Raw genomic sequence first — 17,965 nt, forward strand, 5'->3', positions numbered from 1 at the left:
TGGCATTCAAGAATCAAACGAGCTTATAGACAACACGCCGGAATGAGACAGATTCATAAAATCCAATTCTTAAGGTGGTTTTCATGGTTCAAAAACCAACAAAAAACCAACAATCTATGAGTATTTCACCCATTGCGAGGAACGCAGTGACGAAGCAATCTCAACTCATTGGGCAGCAGGAGATTGCTTTTCCCGCCAAGGCGGGATCGCAATGACCATGGCAGAAAGTGTAAAAATAAAGTGCTCCCATTAATACATGTTGCCGCGTCGGAGGTTGAGTACCACGAGACGGCGAATCGGCGCGTCGGAGAACCGGCGACGTAAAGGCTTCAAAGTCGCCCCCTCGCCGTTTCGCCTCTCGCCGTCTCAATTCTTTACCCCGCCAGCCTCACGCTCGACTCGCCGAGGAGCGCCTCAACCTTTTTCACGAGATCGAGTGAAGGGGTGACCCGGAACTGGCTGCCGGCGCGCATGAGGACGCGCTCGCCCGTTCCCGCGGTGAAATCGAGAATCACGGGGCACGTTCCCCCCGACGCGACGAGGAGCCTCTTCAGCTCCTCGAGCCTCCCGTGCTCGATATCCGAAATGTACACGCTGATGTGCATCGCGGTGGTGTACCACTGCCGGGCCTCCGCGAGCGGTACCACCTCCGACACGATCACCTTCGGGCTCTCCTCCTTGAGATCGACCCTGCCCGTGACGAGCACCGCGGCCTCCTCAGTGATCTGGGCGCCCACCTTTTGGTACGCGCGCGGGTACACCAGCAACTCTACGGTCCCCGCGATGTCTTCAAGCGTCGCGATCGCCATTTTTTCGTTCTTACGGCGGGTGTAGGTGAGCCTGAGCTTTGTGATGATCCCGCCGACGCGCGCCGTCGCCCCACCCTTCAGGCTGGAGAGGGTCTTCGCGTCAGCCGTGGCAAATTGCGTGATCTCCTTCTCATATTTTTCGAGGGGATGGCCGCTCACGTAGAATCCCAGGAGCGACTTCTCCATCGCGAGGAGCTGGTTCTCAGGCCACTCCGGCACGTCGGGCATCTCCTCAGCCCGACCGCTCGTCTTCCCCGCGCGATCAAGGACATCAAAGAAGGAAGACTGTCCGCGCCTCTGATCCCTCTGGGCCCCTGCCCCGCGTTCGAGGGCCTGCTCGACCGCCGCCATCAACTGAGCCCTCCTGTATCCGAGGCTGTCAAACGCGCCGCCGCAGATCAGGCTCTCAAAGACCTTCTTGTTCACCAGCCTGAGGTCCACCAGGCACGCGTACTCATACATGCTCGTGAACTTGCCGTGCGCCTCGCGGGCGGAAATGATCGATTCGACCGCCCCGCTCCCGACATTCTTGACCGCCGCGAGGCCGAAGCGGATCGAATCGCCCACCACCGTGAACCGGGAATAGCTCTCGTTCACATCGGGGGGGAGAATCTTGATCCCGATCCTCTTGCACTCGGCGATATACTCGGCAATCTTGTCCGTGTTGTCAATTTCACTCGAGAGCAGCGCCGCCATGTATTCCACGGGATAGTTGGCCTTGAGGTACGCCGTCCGGTAGGCGATGAGGGCGTACGCGGCGCTGTGGGATTTATTGAAGCCGTACTCGGCGAATCTGGCCACCAGGTCAAAGATCTCTTCCGCGACAGACTTCTTAATCCCCTTTTTCACCGCACCGCGGACAAATGCCTCCTGCTGCTTCTCCATCTGATCGACGATCTTCTTCCCCATGATGCGGCGCAGGTTATCCGCCTGCGGCATCGTGAAACCCGCGATCTCGTGCGCGATCTGGATCACCTGTTCCTGGTAGAGCATGACCCCGTACGTATCCCTGAGGATCGGCTCAAGGGCGGGGTGATTGTACGCGATCGGCGTCTGTCCGTGTTTGCGGGCGACGTAATCGTCCAGCATGCGCATCGGTCCAGGCCTGAAGAGGGCGAGCAGGGCGATGATGTCCTCGAAGCGGTCGAGACCTATCTTCTTCGAGAGCTCGCGCATCCCCGCGCTCTCAAGCTGGAACACCCCCACCGTGTCCGCGCGGTTGAGCAGATCAAATGTGGGGCGGTTGTCGAGGGGCACCGCCTCCCAGTCAATCTTCACTCCCCGCGTTCTCTCGATGATCTTGACCGCATTGTGCAGCACCGTGAGCGTCCGGAGGCCGAGGAAATCCATCTTGAGGAGCCCGATGTCCTCAACCGATTTCATGGCGTACTGCGTGATCGGCTCATCGTTCGTGCCCCTGCAGAGGGGAAGGTATTCGGTGAGCGGCCTGTCGGCGATCACCACCCCCGCGGCGTGGGTGGACGCGTTGCGGGCCAAGCCCTCCAGAGAAAATGCAAGCTCGATGAGCCGCTTGACCTGAGGATCCGCCTGCTGCAGCTTCTTAAACTCCGGCTCCATCTCGATCGCTTCCGAGAGCGTGATCCTGGGATCGTTGGGCACGAGTTTCGCGATTCTATCCACGTCTCCGTAGGGCATTCCCAGCACGCGGCCCACATCCCGGAGCACCGCCTTGGCCTTCATGCGGCCGAAGGTGATGATCTGAGCGACGTTCCCGGAGCCATAGCGGTGCGATACATAGTCCACCACCTCTCCGCGGCGGTCATAGCAGAAATCGATGTCCATGTCCGGCATGGTGACCCGGTCGGGATTCAGAAAGCGCTCGAACAAAAGGTTGTACCGCAGCGGGTCGATGTCAGTGATGCCGAGCGTGTACGCGGCGATCGAACCTGCCGCAGAACCCCGGCCGGGGCCGACGGGTATGTCCTGGTTCTTTGCCCAGGTGATAAAGTCCCACACGATCAGGAAATAGCTCGCGAAATTCATCCGCTCGACAATGCGCAATTCCCTTTCGAGGCGCTGCCGCACCGCGGGCGTCTGCTCTGGGTACCGCCGCGCGAGCCCGGCGAGGCAGAGTTCGCGAAGGTACCCCATGCGATCCTTCCCGTCGGGGGGCTCGTACTCGGGGATGTGATAAAGCTGAACGCCCCGCTCATCGCGGAAATCGAGCTCCAGGTTGCACTTCTCAACGACCTCGATGGTCCGCGCGAGGGATTCAGGAAACTCCCCCAGGGCCTCGGCCATCTCCTCCGCTGATTTAAAGTAGAATTCACCGCCGGAGAACTTCATCCGCTGCTCGTCGATGAGCGTTTTGCCTGTCTGGATGCAGAGGAGGACGTCATGGGCGAGCGCGTCTTCCCTCCGCATATAGTGGACGTCGTTCGATGCGAGGAGCGGGATGCCGAGCCGCTTGGAGATCTCCGAGAGACCGCGGTTCACCGTTTTCTGCTCGGGGATGCCGTGATTGTGCAGCTCCAGGTAAAAATCGCCGCTGTTGAAGAGCTCCTTGTATTCACCCGCCACGCGCTCCGCCCCCGCGACATCTCCCTTCAGAATAAGGTGCGCGATCTCGCCCTTGAGGCATGCGCTCGCCCCGATCAGACCGCGGCTGTGGGACGCGAGCAGCTCTTTGTCTATCCTCGGCCTGTAGTAGAACCCCTCAAGGTGCGCAATGGAGGAGAGCGTGAGGAGGTTCCGATAGCCTTCGAGGTCCTTGACCAGCAGGAGGAGGTGGAAGGAGGCATCTTTGATGCCGGCTGTCTTGCGCTCGGTGCGGCTGCCGGGAGCCACGTACATCTCCTGGCCGATGATCGGCTTCACGCCCTCCGCCATCGCCTTCTGATAGAACTCAAGCGCTCCGCCCATGAACCCATGGTCGGTCAGCGCGAGGGCCGGCATCCTGAGTTCGCGTGCCCGCGCGACGAGGTTCCGGACCGGGCAGGCGCCATCGAGCAGGCTATACTCGCTGTGGATATGGAGATGCACAAAACGCGAGTGCTGCATGACAGAAATACCTCTATTCTTTAACCGTCGATTATGCAGATTATCGTACAGCCACTGATGCACGCGGACTTGACTATTGATATTTTAGATACGCAAAGCCCACGAGCACCTGATTGACCCCGCCCGGCGGGGTTAATCAGAGAGATCAGGTGCAAACAGGAAAGCTGCGAAGCTATTGATATATTCACATTAGAAGCAAGCCCCGCCGTGATCCGTGATAATCCGCGCAGATCCGCGGCTAATCATTTGGCAATTAAGCTTCGTGTGCTCCGTATTCCTGCCTGCAGGCAGGCAGGTCCGTGGTGGAAACATGCCCTTTATTTATCGCGCTGCTCCCTGGTGGCGGCGATCGCCAGCCGCGTGAGGCCATGCGCGCGCGCCAGACTCATCACCGTGACCACCCGCCCATGGCTCACCTCACGGTCCGCATCGAGCACGAGGAGTGTATCCGGCGCGACGGCCGCGAGCCTCGCGATATTCTCCCCCAGTGCCTCCTGCGTCACGCCCTCCCCCTGCCAGTACAGCGCGCCGGATTTATCAATCGTGACCCTGATCGCTCTCCCCTGCTCTATCGCTGCGGCAGAGGATTGCGGGAGGCTCACCCTGAGCACGGTGGGTAAAATCATGGAAGAGGAGAGCATGAAGAACAGCAGCAGGAGCAACACGCAATCAATGAGGGGCGCGATATCGAGCTGCCCCCGCGCTATTTCACAACGTCTTTTGAAGATCATCGTGCGCTTCTAAAAATGAAGCCCCCCTGCGCATGGTACCCATGCTGTTACAGGATCCCTCCCTCCCCGCGAGCGGGCGTCCCGCTCAGCGGGACGGTCTTCCGGCGAACGGAGAAATCAAACGGAGATTGCGATGACCGCGTTGGTGCGCCCGTGCTCACCAACGCGCACGCGGATCGCCGCGTTCATCTGGAATCAGCGAATCACACAACGGTTTTTCTCCCGGTCAGCCTTTTCACAATCCAGTAGGATCCCGCCGCGATCGCGATAAATGAAATGCCCCCGACCCCTCCCACCCACCGGGAAATGATCGCCGCGATCGCGAGGGCGGTTACCAGGGGCATCCAATCCGCTTTGGTAAATACCTTTTTATCCTTCATGTGCTGGCTCCGGTACAGGAGCACGATCCCGATGCCGCTGAAGACAATATTGGGCAGCCAGGCCGCGGCCCACGGCAGGAGCGTTCCCCTTCGCCCCAGGGCGAGGCTCAGCATCAGGAAGGTATAGTACGACATGAAAAGTGCAATGCTCATACCGACGCTCCCCGCCGCGCCTCCGCGAGAAGCCCCCACCGCGAGCGGGATGGAGATGAGGAAAATCATGATCCCGACAAACGGGAAGGCGATCTTGTAGCGAAGGTCAACGAGCTTGCGCCCATAGATATCGGAATCGGGGGGATAAAACGCCATGTTCCGGCTCAGCTCGCGGTAGCTCATCGAGACCGAGTCCTTCTGACTGCTCAGAAAATCATCCGGTTTTTCATTGAACGCGAACCGCCGTTTGGTGAACCCCTCCTCCGTGCCGCGGATGCGCCCGCTGCTGTCGTATCGTTGGATTGTCCCGTCAACGAGCCACCATTCCCCGTCAAGAAAAGAAGCCCTCGCCGCGGAGATCTTCTCGATCACCTGGCGGTTCTGCAGGTTGCGGACGCTCACCTCGTAGATGGTCTGGCTCCCCGCCTTCCAGCGCCCCGCCCAGGCGCGTTCCGCGAGCGGGTTGTAGAACGCGATCGGCTGCAGTTTCTGCTCGTCTTTATTGCGGCTATGCTCCTCGATGAGCTTTTCAGATTTGGCATACGCCTCCGGGGCGAAGTTATCGTTCAAATAGAAGAGGAGCGCCGTGAAGAGCACGCCCAGGATCAAGAAGGGGAGCGTGATCCTGTACATGCTGATGCCGGTGGCGCGCATCGCCGTGATCTCACTGTGCCTGCTGAGCGAGCCGAGACAGTAGATCACGGCGAGCAGGATCGAGAGGGGGATGACGTTGACCAGCACGAGCGGCAATTGGATGCGATAGTACGTGATGAGCATGGACAGGGGTATCTTCTCCTCAATATAGTTGTCCAGGTGCGCGGAGAGATCGTAGATCACGTACACAAGGAGAAACGCCGCGAGGCAGTACACGAGCGGGACGATAAACTCGCGGATAAGGTAGCGATCGAGAATCTTCATCATCCCTCATCTCCTCGACAGGCGGTAGGTGAGCGCCGGGCCGAGCACCGCAAAAACGATATTGGGGACCCAGAGGAGCAGATACGGATGCAGCTCGCTCCTGGTCTGCAGCGCCTCCACGCAGATAATGAACGAGTAGTTGAGCGCCACGAGCATGAGGCTGATGGCCCCGCCGATCGACGTCTCGGCCCTGCGGGTGGTAATGCCCAGCGGCATCCCGATCAGCACGAACGCGAGCGGGCAGAAGGTGAACACAAACCGCTCGCTCATTTCGGTGAGCATCATGCTGATCCTTCGCCTGATGTCCCTCTTCATCATGGGGCTCGCCCCGGCGAGCATCCCCCTGAACCGCTTCAGCCTTCCGACCAGCTCAACGATCGTATAGTCGGACATCTTCTTGGGAACTCCGGCCTCCTCTTCCTCGATCCCCATCTTCACGATGTAGGTCTTGAACGTCGCGGAGATCGACGTAGCCTCTCCCTCCTTCCGCGGTTCCTCCATGGTGCCGTCATAGAGCTTGAAAATAATCTGGCCTCCGGTATCCGAGGCGATCTCGCCGCTGCTTGCCTTGATGAACCGCGTACCCGCGTCCAGCAGTTTTTCATAAATGATGACGTCTTTAAAAACCTTTTTGTCTTTCTGCCCGATGTAAAACTGATACGGTTTGAAGTAGTCGATGAATACCCCCGGCTCCAGGAGCGCGGAAGGGCTTTGTTCCCCGACCTGGTAACGCAGGCGCCTCAAGGCGTAGTGCGCCCGGGGGGAAATACTCGCGTTCACCACCCAGCATACCGCGGTGAGGGCGACGGCGATCGCAATCCCGGTCTGAAAAATCTTATAGTAGCTTATGCCGCACGCCCGCATGGCGGTAATTTCGTTGTCCGCCGAGAGCCGCCCAAAGCTCAGGAGGCACGCGGTGAGGATCGCCATGGGGATGGAAAACGAGAGGAGGTACGGGATGAAGCTGAGGAAGAGCCTTATGATCAGGCCTGTGGCGACGCCGCGCTCCAGCAGTTCGAGAAGCCTGAGCACGTTCCCCATGAGCAGGATGAAGGTGAAGACTACGAGGGCGATAAAAAAGTTTCTGAGCAACTGACCCCCGATATACGAGTGAAGAATTTTCACGATGGAAATTTCCCCTCGCCCTCTCCGCCTTCAGAGGAGATCTCAATAACCGCCGTGGCCCCGAGTTCCATGTCGAGCACGATGCTATTCACGCGGGAGACGAGGTAATTGTAGGCAACATACGAGGGGATTGCCACCACGAGCCCGGCCGCGGTGGTGAGCAGCGCCTCCCAGATCCCTCCCGCAAGATCCCCCGGGTTGACGACGCCGCCATGGAGCTGGATCTGCTGAAAAGCCCTGATCATGCCGGTCACCGTTCCCAAAAGTCCCAGCAGGGGGGAGACATGGGCAACCGTCGCCAGCACCGGCAGATTCTTCTCCAGGAGGGGGATCTCGTGCACACCGGCATCCTCGACAGCCCCCTTGATCTCCGCGCGGCTCCTCCCCCGGGCGCTCAATGCGGCGCGAAGAATTGACGCGACAGGCCCCGGCGTCGCATCACAGAGGGCGACCGCCTCCTCGGCCTTGGATTCGGCGAGGAGCGCCCTGACCCGCTCCATGAATGCGCGGCCATTGACCCCCGCGCGGGAGAGGTGGAAGAGGCGCTCGATAAATACCGCGAGGGCAAGAATCGAGCAGCCCAGGATGGGCCACATAACCGGCCCCCCCTTCTCCAGCAGTAGTAGTCCGTTCACTCCCTTCGTCCCCCTCCGATCGCGCGATGGCACTCGCCACTGCCCCGCACTGTGTCATCACTATACCGATTGGCCCGCCGCAGGGCAAGAAAATTTTCCCGAGGGGCGCCGAAAGTGATACCATGGTGCGCTCCGAGTCCATGCTTCGTCCGGTGAGCCCATGCATGACGCAACCCCCCGCGCAGTCATAACTGATTTTTTTCAAAAAAGAGAGGCGAGCCATCGGGTGGATGTCCTCGTCCTGCTCATTCTCTTCGGCGTGGCCCTCTTTCAATCCCTTGGGAGGCTCCCGCTCATCGAGCCGGACGAGGGACGCTACGCGGAGATACCGCGGGAGATGCTCGAACACAACGACTTCCTCACCCCGCGCCTCAACTACGTGAAGTATTTCGAGAAGCCCCCGCTGTATTACTGGCTGAACTGCATCTCGTTCAGCCTGTTCGGCCAGAACGAATTCGCCTCGCGTTTCTTCAGCGCCCTGTCCGCGCTCCTCGGGATTCTGCTCACCTACCAGATCGGCCGCGCGGTATTCGGGAGGAGAGAGGGCCTGCTGGCGGCCATGGTCCTCGGCACCTCCATGGGCTACCTTGTCCAGGGGAGACTCAACACTACCGATATGGCGTTGAGCCTGTTCATGACGGCAACCCTCGGCTTCTTCCTCCTGGCTTCCGGACAGGATGCGCACAGGCGGACCCTCTACTTTTACCTCTCCTCCGCATGCGCCGCCCTCGCGGTGCTCACCAAGGGGCCCATCGGGATCATTCTCCCTGGAGCTATAATCGCTCTCTACCTTGCAGCTGGAAACCGGTGGAGCTCCCTGAGAGTGATTCCACGTGCGCGGGGAATCGCCATCTTCCTCCTCCTGTCCGCTCCCTGGTTCATTCTCGTGTCAATCAGGAATCCGGAGTTCCCCAGGTTCTTTTTTGTCACCATGCACCTGCAGCGCTTCCTCGCCCCCGATGAGCATTTCAAACCCCTCTGGTTCTTTATCCCCATCCTGCTGGGATTCATGTTCCCCTGGTCGTGCTTCTTGCCGGCTGCCGCCAGCCGTTTCTGGAATGGGAGGGGCGAGAACGGAGCAGCGTGCCGCTCTTTCCTCTGGCTCTGGCTGATCGTCATCTTCTGTTTCTTTTCCCTCTCAAGGTCAAAGCTTGTCACCTACATCCTTCCCTCCTTCCCCGCGGTCGCGCTCCTCGTCGGCCAGGGGTTGTCCGGCGCCTGTGACGGCAATTTCAAAATCATCCGCCGCCAGGCGTATGCCGTGTGCCTCCTTCTCATAATCGGTGCGATCGGCATTGCGCTCTATCCTATGCTGGTCGCCACTCCACGGATCGCGCTGCATCACTGCGCCGTGATCGGCATGCTCCTCCTCGCGGAGGGGCTGCTCTGCCTCACCGCGGCCCGCAGGGGGGACACGGTGAAGCTCGTTATGGTCCTCTGCGCGATGTCGTATATCCTTGGAATAGTGGCGCCGCCCGGCGCATTCGAAATACTGGCATCAGAAAAATCAGAAAAGAAATTGGGACTGCTCGTCAGGGAACGGGCGTCACCCGAGGCGCTGGTGGCAAGTTATGGCTGGTACGATCAGGATCTCCCCTTTTATACACAGCGGAGGATCGCCGTGGTCGGCACGCGCGGCGAACTCGCATTCGGCAGCCGGCAGGAGCGCGGTTCTGCCTGGTTCCCCAGTTACGGTGAGTTCTCCCGGTTATGGGATTCAGGGCGCCCGATTTTCCTTCTGATCAAAAGGAGGGATATGCCGCTTTTCGACAAATCGGTAAAGGCGCCAATCAGGGTCCTGGGGAGGGAGGCGAAGAACGTGTTGATCACCAACCAGAAATAGATCTGATCGGGCATGCCTGTCTACAGCGATGGCGCGCGCGGGCATGGGGTTTTTAATTTATTATCCGGTGCTTTACCCCAGGTACTTTTTCAAATACCTTCCCGTGTGCGACCGCTCACATGACGCGATCAGCTCCGGAGGCCCCTCGGCGACGATAAAGCCGCCCTCCTCACCCCCTTCAGGGCCGAGATCGATAACCCAGTCCGCGCACTTGATCACCTCCATGTTGTGCTCCACGACGAGCACGGTGTTGCCTGCCCCCACGAGGCGCTGGAGGACATCGAGCAGCTTGTGGATATCGGCGAAGTGGAGGCCCGTGGTGGGCTCATCGAGAATGTACAGTGTGCGCCCCGTGGCCACCATGCCGAGCTCCCGCGCGAGCTTGACCCGCTGCGCCTCGCCGCCCGAGAGGGTGGTGGCCGATTGTCCGAGCTTGATATAGGAGAGCCCGACGTCGTTGAGAACCCCGAGCCGGCGCGCGAGGACGGGGATGTTCCGGAAGAAGAGGAGCGCCTCGTCGACGGTCATTTCCAGTACATCGGCAATATTTTTTCCCTTGAAACGGATCTCCAGCGTCTCGCGGTTATAGCGGCGCCCGCCGCACGCCTCACACGTTACGTACACATCCGGCAGGAAATGCATCTCGACCTTGAGCAGGCCGTCGCCGCGGCAGGCCTCGCAGCGCCCCCCCTTCACATTAAAACTGAAGCGCCCGGGCCCGTACCCGCGGGCTTTCGAATCGGGGTGGCGCGCAAAGAGGTCGCGGATATGCGTGTAGATCCCGGTGTAGGTGGCGGGATTGGAACGGGGCGTGCGGCCGATCGGTGACTGGTCTATCACGATCACCTTGTCAATCATCTCCAGTCCCTTCAGCCCGCGATGCTTCCCCGGGATCGGACGAGAGCCGTAGAGCTCCCGATCGAGGGCGCGCCTCAGGGTATCATCAACGAGGGAACTCTTGCCGGCGCCGGAAACACCGGTGACCACGCAGAAGAGCCCTATCGGGATGCGCACGTCGATATCTTTAAGATTATTGTGGGACGCGCCCAGGATTTCGAGTCGGCGAGACGGCGCGATGGCGCGCCGCCTTTCAGGCACGGATATGAAATGTTCCCCGGAGAGATACCGCCCGGTGAGCGAATCGGGAGCGTCGATAAGTTGTTCCACTGTTCCCTGTGCTACCACCCGCCCGCCGTGGACTCCCGCCCCCGGCCCGAGGTCAACAACGTGGTCGGCGGCCCTGATGGTCGCCTCGTCGTGCTCGATGACGATCACCGTGTTGCCCTGGTCGCGCAGTTTCATCAGCGTCTGGAGGAGCCGCTCATTGTCCCGCAGATGCAGGCCGATGCTCGGCTCGTCCAGGACGTAGAGCACGCCCACGAGCCCCGCGCCGATCTGCGTTGCGAGCCGCGTCCGCTGGCCCTCCCCTCCCGAGAGCGTGGAGCTCTCCCGGTCCAGCGCGAGGTAGTCCAGTCCCACGTACTCCAGGAAGCCGAGGCGCTCCCCGATCTCCCTCAGGAGATCCGCCCCCACCAGGCGGCCCCGCGAATCCAGTTGTATCCCCCCCACAAAGGCGAGCGCGTCACTGACGGCCATCGAGGTGAAATCGCTGATGGATTTACCCGCCACGGTCACCGCCAGGGCCTCCGCTCTCAACCTCCGGCCACCGCACGCCTCACAGGTCGACTCTCTCATGAATTCCTGCAGCTTTCCCCTCACGTAGGCGCTCTCCGACTGCCGGAAGCGTCGCTCGAGGTTATTGATGATGCCCTCGAAGGGAGCCTTCCGGACGAAGGGCCGACGGCCGCGCCAGTAGCGGAGGGTGATCGGCTCATCGCCCGAACCGCCCAGGAGGATCTCCTGCCACCGCTTCTCAAGCTTTTTAAATGGCACGTCGAGGCTGAAGCCGTAGTGCCTGGCGACGGCCCTGAGGAGGCTCTTGTAGTAGATGATGAGAGACCGGCCGCCATACCTCAACGGGGCGATCCCGCCGGCGGCCACCGTCCTCCTGGGATCGATCACCAGATCGAGATCGAACACAAGGCGGCGCCCCAGGCCATGGCACGCGGGGCACGCGCCGTGGGGGCTGTTGAATGAGAAGCCGGCGGGGCCGAGGTCCGCGTAGCTCAGGCCGCAGTCCGGGCAGAGCATCCGCTCGGTAAAAACCGTCTCTGCCGGCGGCGATGTCCTCACCGCGAGCGCCCGCCCCTCGCCCATCCGGAGGGCGAGCTCCATTGAATCGGTCAACCGGTTCTTGATCTTTCCGCTCACCGTGAGACGGTCAATCACCAGGTCGATGGTGTGCGCTTTACGGGCGTTCAGTTTCCCCACCTTCGCGAGCTCCGAGAGCGCCCCGTCAATCCGCACGCGGATGAACCCCTCCTGGGCAAGCCTTCCGAGGAGCTCGGCGTGGGTCCCCCTCGCGCCCTCAACCATCCGGGCGAGCAGATGGAAGTGGGTCCCCTCGCCCCACCCGAGGAGCTCGTCAACCATCTCCTGCACCGTCCGCCTCCGGAGGGGCTTCCCGCACCTGACGCAGTGGGGAACGCCGAGCCGGGAATAGAGTACGCGGAGGTAGTCGTGGATCTCCGTCGCGGTCGCGACCGTCGAGCGGGGCGTGGCGCCGAGGGGGCGCTGCTGGATGGCGATCGCGGGTGAGAGCCCCTCGATATGGTCCACGTCGGGCTTCTGCATCTGCTCGAGGAACTGCCTCGCGTACGCCGAGAGGCTCTCGACGTACTTGCGCTGTCCCTCCGCGTAGATCGTGTCGAGGGCGAGCGAGGATTTTCCCGAGCCGGACACCCCCGTGATGACGATCAGCCTGTTGCGCGGGAGTTCGAGATCAACGCCTTTGAGATTGTGTTGCCGCGCGCCGCGGATGATAATTTTGTCCATGGGAGCCATTATACCACAGGCAGGGACCCTTCCGCGGCGAGCGAGGAGATGGAGACGGGGGGATAACCAGTATAGGGCCCCCTTACATCATGGCGGCGTCGGCACGGCCTAGAAAGCGTAGAGCCTGTTGTCGTCCGACCCTACATATACCGTGCCGGAGCCTATCGCCACGGAGGAGACGACGGGCTCGGCCGTGCGGTAGCTCCAGAGGAGCGCTCCAGTGGATACATAGCTGTAGAGCACATTGTCTTCCGATCCCACGTACACCGTCCCGCTCACGCTGAGCGCGGGCGATGAGGAGATGTCTCCCGAGGTGGCATAGCTCCAGTACCGGGCTCCGTTCTGTCTCAGCGCGTAGAGCCTGTTGTCCGTCGATCCCATGAACACCGTGTCGACGGCCACCGCCGCCGATGAAATGATCGGCTCTCCCGACCTGTAGCTCCAGAGGAGCTTCCCCGCGAAGTCCATGGTGTAAAAGACGTTGTCCCCCGACCCGATATAAACCGTGTTGGTCGAGCTCAGCCCCGGAGAGGCGGAGATGTCACCGGCGGTCCTGTAGCTCCAGTAGAATCCGCCGTCGCGCCACAGGCCGAGGATGCGGTTGTCGTTTGACCCCACGTACAGGGTGTTGTCGCTCACCGCCGGAGATGACTCGATCGTACCGCCCATCCTGTAACTCCACAGCAGACCGCCATTCGAAGCAAGCGCATAGAGCCTGTCGTCTTCAGAGCCCACGTATATCTCCGCATCCGCCGTGGTAACCGCAGGAGATGACGAGATGCTCGCGGCGGTCCTGTAACTCCAGGCGAGCGAAGCATTCTGCGAGAAGGCGTAGAGACGGCTGTCGTCAGACCCCGTATAGACCCGCGAGGCGTCTATCGCCGGGGAGGAGGAGATCAAACCCGCGGTTCTGTAGCTCCAGAGGAGACCGCCGCCGGAAGACATGCAGTAGAGGCAGTTATTTTCCGAGCCTAGATAGACGGTGTCCGTGACGCTCACCGCCGGGGAGGATGACACATTTGCCGCGAGATTGCAACTCCATCTCAGCGCGCACCGCTCCGCCCCCTCGACAACGGTTACGCCCGTCCGGTTTGAGTTACAGTGGAACATCGGCCAGATGGCATAGTCGTTGAAATCGGGGGTCTCGCTGTCATCCGTTGAATAAGCCCCGTCGCTCAACGTGTTCGTGTTGGGTCCCTCGTTCCTGAAGGTGTACTCGTACCCGTCGTCGCTGACGGTTATCCTGAGGCTGCCCTGTAGCGTGGGGTCGGTGTCGTGCCCGTTCCCCACGATGGTCACGTTGTCGGCCGTCCCGGCGTCGGAATCGCCTCTCTCAAGCGTATAGATCGTGGTCACGGCCGTGTACGCAGGCGAGTAGGCGGAGCCGCCGTCGGTCAAGCCATTCAGGTGGTTAATCGCATACTGGTGGGGATGACCGTAGCCGTTGTTGTCTCCGCAGGAGATGACGGCATACTCCGGGAGGATGGAGGCGATAAATGAGTTGTTCGTAGAGTTGTAGCTGCCGTGATGGCTCACGTGGAGGACGTCGATATTGACACTCGCGGCCTCGATCGCCGTGCCCAGTGTATTCTCCCAGCTGTCCGTGAGGTCCCCGAGCGTGAGGTAATCGAAACCTCCGTACTGGATGAGGAGGCCTATGGCGCGGGCGTTGGCGTCATCGCCTGGGCTGGTGTAGCCGCCGCCGTAGGTGTGGCCGTCGACGGAGACGAATGTAGCGATGCAGCCCCCGCCCAGGTCAAGTATGTCGCCAACCGATGGGGTCGCCTGCCTCCCGCTGAAGGCGGTGTTGTAGGCCGCTTCGGCATAGGTGGCGGAATCACCGAGGTCGTAGATGGTCGAGGGCATGTACTGATTGGAGTTGTAGGTGGCGATGTTGTCGAGGCCGCCGCTGTGGTCGCCATCCCAGTGCGTGGTCACCATGTAGTCCAGCCCGCCGGTCGGAATGACGCGATTGAAGAGCGCGAGGACGGAGTCGGAACCGCTCGATCCGCCGGCGCCTCCGTCAATGAGGAGCCTCGTTCCGTCCGGGGATATGACGAGAGTCGAGTCTCCCTGATGGTAGAATCCCGAGTCATCGAGACCTACCTCTATGCAGTAGATTTCAAGGTCCTGTGCCGCCGACGGTGGGCAAAAGAAAGATAACGCGCACACCATCGCACCGAGAGAGACATACGCAAAACGAGAGACCATGTCCGCTCCTCCTCTGTTGTGTAGAACTGCCGCTGCGACCGTTCTACGGTACGCTACGCCCTTATGCTATCTGAGATCATAATGGACATTCTTTGCAACAAAAAGATGCAAAAAAAATAAATAAAAATGATAATGGATCAGTTATAAAGGGGACCACGGCTGAACACGGACTATTCCTTTCCTTATAAACGAGAACCTGTTGTTACTGTTTTAAAGATCTCTGCGCTCTCTGTGTTTCAGTCTTCACGCAGCTTACGGCCACGTTATTGTCGGCATCCCACCGTCGCGATAAGGACGCACGATAAAGGGCATCCCGGCCCAAACCGCATATCCCCCCGATGGATCCCAGGACCATGCCTCCTCAACGTATGCACCCGTGGTTGTAATTTCTACCTGATTTTCCACATCCCAGAGCGCGATTTCTATAGTGTCACCTTCTTCAGCCTCGATCTCGGCGGCGATTGACTCTCCCACATCTTCCGTTGTAGCAAGGTCCCCCTTATCAAACGGCAGCGAAATCCAGTTGTCGTTATCATTCGACCCGCTCAAGTCGTAAAGATCGAATACAACCGATCCCGCAGGAGGTACCGTCCCCGATATTATCAATTTACCCTGACTGCTCCCTCCGGCTAATGTGATGGTTGCCTTATACATTTCCCCGACTACAATCGAATAGCCCCCTAGCGGATCCCAACCCCAGACCGCCCCATCGTAGGTACCCGTGGTTGTCTCTAATGTCTGAGTGCTTGCTATCATGCGACTGATAACGATAGTGTCATCTACTTCAGGGCTGAATGCGGCTCCTATCGAATTCCCCAGATCGACCGTCGTCTCTATCCCTGTGTTGTTGAGCGGAACTGAAACCCGGTTCACTTCTCCGTCGGCGTCTCCATAGAGGGTAAAGGTGCGCGTCGCCCCCAGAGCGTAGATGTTGTTGTCGAGAGAGCCCGCATATACCCGGTAGGGACAGCCGATCGCCGGCGAAGCGTTGAACGGGCTCCCGCTCACGTAGCTCCAGATGAGCGTGCCGTTGGAATCGAGCGCGTACACCATGTTGTCCTGAGCCCCCGTGTACACCATACCGGCGATGTCGATCACGGGCGAGGAATCTATATCCATGGCCGCCGCGTAGCTCCAATAGAGCGCCCCTACCGAGGTGAATGTATAGAGGTAGTTGTCCCTGGAGCCGACATAGGCATTGTCGGATGCGTCTATCGCGGTAGACGAGTATATATCGTCCCCGGTCAGGTATGACCAGGAGAGCGCACCCGTCGAAGCATATACATAGAGATTGTTGTCGTAGGCCCCCATATAAACCTGCCCGCCGCCATTGATTGAGGGGGATGACTGGAGTGTGCCACCCTGTAAGTAGCTCCATGCGAGCGTCCTGTCGGAATTGATGGCGTACAGCCTATCAAGATCGCCGGTACCCCAGTATATCCGCCCGTCGCTACCGACAGCGGGAGACGAGTGGTGTGCAGTGGACGCGGCGCCGGTGCTGAAGCTCCATGCCAGCGCTCCAATGGAATCGAACACAACGAGGCTCGTGCGCGCCTGGATATACACTTCACCCACCGCATTTATCACGGGAGAGGATGCCCAGAAATCCTGCGCTGTGCCGCCCGGATGCGCATAGCTCCACTCCAGACCGCCCATGGAATTGAACGCATAGAACCGGTTGTCCTCCGAACCGATGTAGACTTCCTGTGTGGCATTGATCGCGGGGGACGAAGATATATCGCCTTCGGTCACATAGCTCCATGCGAGCTCGCCGGTCGGATAAAACGCATAGAACAGATTGTCGTCGCTCCCGACGTATAGTGCCCCGTCCGAACCCACGGCAACAGAGGATTCCACGCTGTCAGCCGTTCGATAGCTCCACGCGAGCACGGGTACCGAAGGCCCTGCAATGTAAACCCTGCCCCTGTGCAGGGGGTCGTGATGGAACATCCTCGGCTTTGTATAATTCGCCGATGTATTGCAGACCCCATCCGGACCGGTTGTAATGTTGTTTTCGATCACAGTATCATCGCATCGCGGATCTGTATCTCTTCTGCCGTTGGCACCTGCTGATACACAGGTCTGTAAGGGCAAGCCCTTTCCGACGGGGATTATTTGAACGTCGTCCCCCGCCGCCGGTGTATTGCAGATCCCATCACCCCCTGTGTCGATGTATCCGATGTGTGTCTGATCGTCAGGATTGCCGACTGTATTAAGGATGTGATCTGTCCCCCAACCCACACAAATACTATTTGGCTTGCCCCGCCCTATCGGTATTTCCTGAACGTCGTCTGCTGCATTGCAGCCTGGAAGAACCAACACGGCGCCCAACAACAGGATACAGAAAAATCTCATACCCCCCCCTCTTTAATGCGGCTGCAGCGCTTAGCACCGACCAAGATGAGTCGCGCCTCTTTTCAGGCATCGGCTCGATGCTCCAATGTGGAAGCTGCACGGGAGCGAATCACTGTGATCGTCCGACTTATGGCTGCATCTTCCGGTGATAAAGCTTTGCACATCGTGCACTCAGCAAACATCATGATCTATTTCCTCCTGCCGAGTCCATGGAACAACGCACCAAAAAGTGCTTTATATTTACACAAGCCTTATATCAACGCAACGCCATTAGATAATTCATAGATCACCCATGCTAAATGGGTGCCTGATTTTGGGCCGCGATTGCGGACTACCGCTGCTATCATCTGCTCATCAGGCAGGATTGCGTTTGCACGGGGGCTTCGCCCTTTTGCGGCAGGTATCCCGGCGCCTTCGGACATTCCCCACTTTTTAGCCATATCTTTCTGTAATTTGTTGTCCGGGAGATCATTGAAAAATACAGCAACTGAGTCGTTGCTTTTCTACCACGAAGGAAGAGAAGGTGAGGGAAAAGAGGTTGCAGGTGCCGTTTTCTTCGCGCTTTTCTTCGTGCGCTTCGTGGTGAAAGCTTCTTCCATGAAAAACCGTGGAAACTCGTCGAGACGAGACACGTCGAGATGAGAGAGATGTCCAGCCAAAATAGAAATGTCCCCTTCTTACCAAATTAGAAATGTCCCCATGACTGTTCCCTCCCCCCCCATTGTCTGGGGGTAGTGGGTTTGGGTGTGGGGGGCTAGAAGAGATGTACTCTTCCCCTCACAGAGCCACTTCCTGGGGAAAAACCGCGATTTTTGGTTTAACATTACTTCGCCCCCTCCTAAAATGCCCTACAACAAACGATCTCATTGTGATGAGGCTACCAACACTG

Annotated in this window: 9 protein-coding genes; 1 reads left to right on the top strand and 8 read right to left on the bottom strand. The window is 59.4% G+C overall.

The window, feature by feature from the left end; genetic code table 11:
* Window positions 1-374 precede the first annotated feature (374 nt).
* From NTX71_03270 to NTX71_03290, 5 genes are all read right to left on the bottom strand, one after another.
* Window positions 375-3,830, bottom strand: coding sequence for a DNA polymerase III subunit alpha (locus NTX71_03270; protein ID MCX6338924.1), 3,456 nt, complete (start codon window positions 3,828-3,830; stop codon window positions 375-377).
* 317 nt (window positions 3,831-4,147) lie between these two features.
* Window positions 4,148-4,561 carry a biopolymer transporter ExbD gene (locus NTX71_03275; protein MCX6338925.1) on the bottom strand — a complete coding sequence of 138 codons (414 nt, stop codon included), beginning with the start codon at window positions 4,559-4,561 and terminating at the stop codon, window positions 4,148-4,150.
* Window positions 4,562-4,764: 203 nt separating this feature from the next.
* Entirely contained in the window at window positions 4,765-6,015 is a 1,251-nt protein-coding gene (locus NTX71_03280; protein ID MCX6338926.1) for an LptF/LptG family permease, read from the bottom strand.
* Between the two features lie 3 nt (window positions 6,016-6,018).
* A complete protein-coding gene (locus NTX71_03285; GenBank protein ID MCX6338927.1) occupies window positions 6,019-7,137 on the bottom strand; it encodes an LptF/LptG family permease in 1,119 nt (372 codons plus the stop codon).
* Window positions 7,134-7,772 carry a MotA/TolQ/ExbB proton channel family protein gene (locus tag NTX71_03290; protein ID MCX6338928.1) on the bottom strand — a complete coding sequence of 213 codons (639 nt, stop codon included), beginning with the start codon at window positions 7,770-7,772 and terminating at the stop codon, window positions 7,134-7,136. The genes NTX71_03285 and NTX71_03290 overlap by 4 nt, the downstream gene beginning before the upstream one ends.
* Window positions 7,773-7,932: 160 nt before the next feature.
* On the opposite strand from NTX71_03290, the gene NTX71_03295 reads away from it, so the two are divergent.
* A complete protein-coding gene (locus NTX71_03295; GenBank protein MCX6338929.1) occupies window positions 7,933-9,615 on the top strand; it encodes a glycosyltransferase family 39 protein in 1,683 nt (560 codons plus the stop codon).
* 72 nt (window positions 9,616-9,687) lie between these two features.
* On the opposite strand, the gene uvrA is transcribed toward NTX71_03295, so the two are convergent.
* From uvrA to NTX71_03310, 3 genes are all read right to left on the bottom strand, one after another.
* On the bottom strand, window positions 9,688-12,510 hold the full coding sequence (uvrA, locus tag NTX71_03300) for an excinuclease ABC subunit UvrA (protein MCX6338930.1): 2,823 nt from the start codon (window positions 12,508-12,510) through the stop codon (window positions 9,688-9,690).
* 108 nt (window positions 12,511-12,618) lie between these two features.
* The gene (locus NTX71_03305) at window positions 12,619-14,721 is read right to left on the bottom strand and encodes a PQQ-binding-like beta-propeller repeat protein (GenBank protein ID MCX6338931.1); all 2,103 of its coding nucleotides are present in this window, start codon (window positions 14,719-14,721) and stop codon (window positions 12,619-12,621) included.
* A gap of 252 nt (window positions 14,722-14,973) precedes the next feature.
* Entirely contained in the window at window positions 14,974-16,743 is a 1,770-nt protein-coding gene (locus NTX71_03310; GenBank protein MCX6338932.1) for a PQQ-binding-like beta-propeller repeat protein, read from the bottom strand.
* Between the last annotated feature and the right edge of the window lie 1,222 nt (window positions 16,744-17,965).

Source organism: Candidatus Auribacterota bacterium (assembly GCA_026392035.1).
Taxonomy (GTDB): Bacteria; Auribacterota; Tritonobacteria; order UBA1439; family UBA1439; genus JAPLCX01.

Excerpts from the sequence above, each read along its gene's own strand:
- NTX71_03270 (MCX6338924.1), bottom strand. The coding sequence starts at position 3,830 with ATGCAGCACTCGCGTTTTGTGCATCTCCATATCCACAGCGAGTATAGC.
- NTX71_03275 (MCX6338925.1), bottom strand. The coding sequence starts at position 4,561 with ATGATCTTCAAAAGACGTTGTGAAATAGCGCGGGGGCAGCTCGATATC.
- NTX71_03280 (MCX6338926.1), bottom strand. The coding sequence starts at position 6,015 with ATGATGAAGATTCTCGATCGCTACCTTATCCGCGAGTTTATCGTCCCG.
- NTX71_03295 (MCX6338929.1), top strand. The coding sequence starts at position 7,933 with ATGCATGACGCAACCCCCCGCGCAGTCATAACTGATTTTTTTCAAAAA.
- uvrA (MCX6338930.1), bottom strand. The coding sequence starts at position 12,510 with ATGGACAAAATTATCATCCGCGGCGCGCGGCAACACAATCTCAAAGGC.
- NTX71_03305 (MCX6338931.1), bottom strand. The coding sequence starts at position 14,721 with ATGGTCTCTCGTTTTGCGTATGTCTCTCTCGGTGCGATGGTGTGCGCG.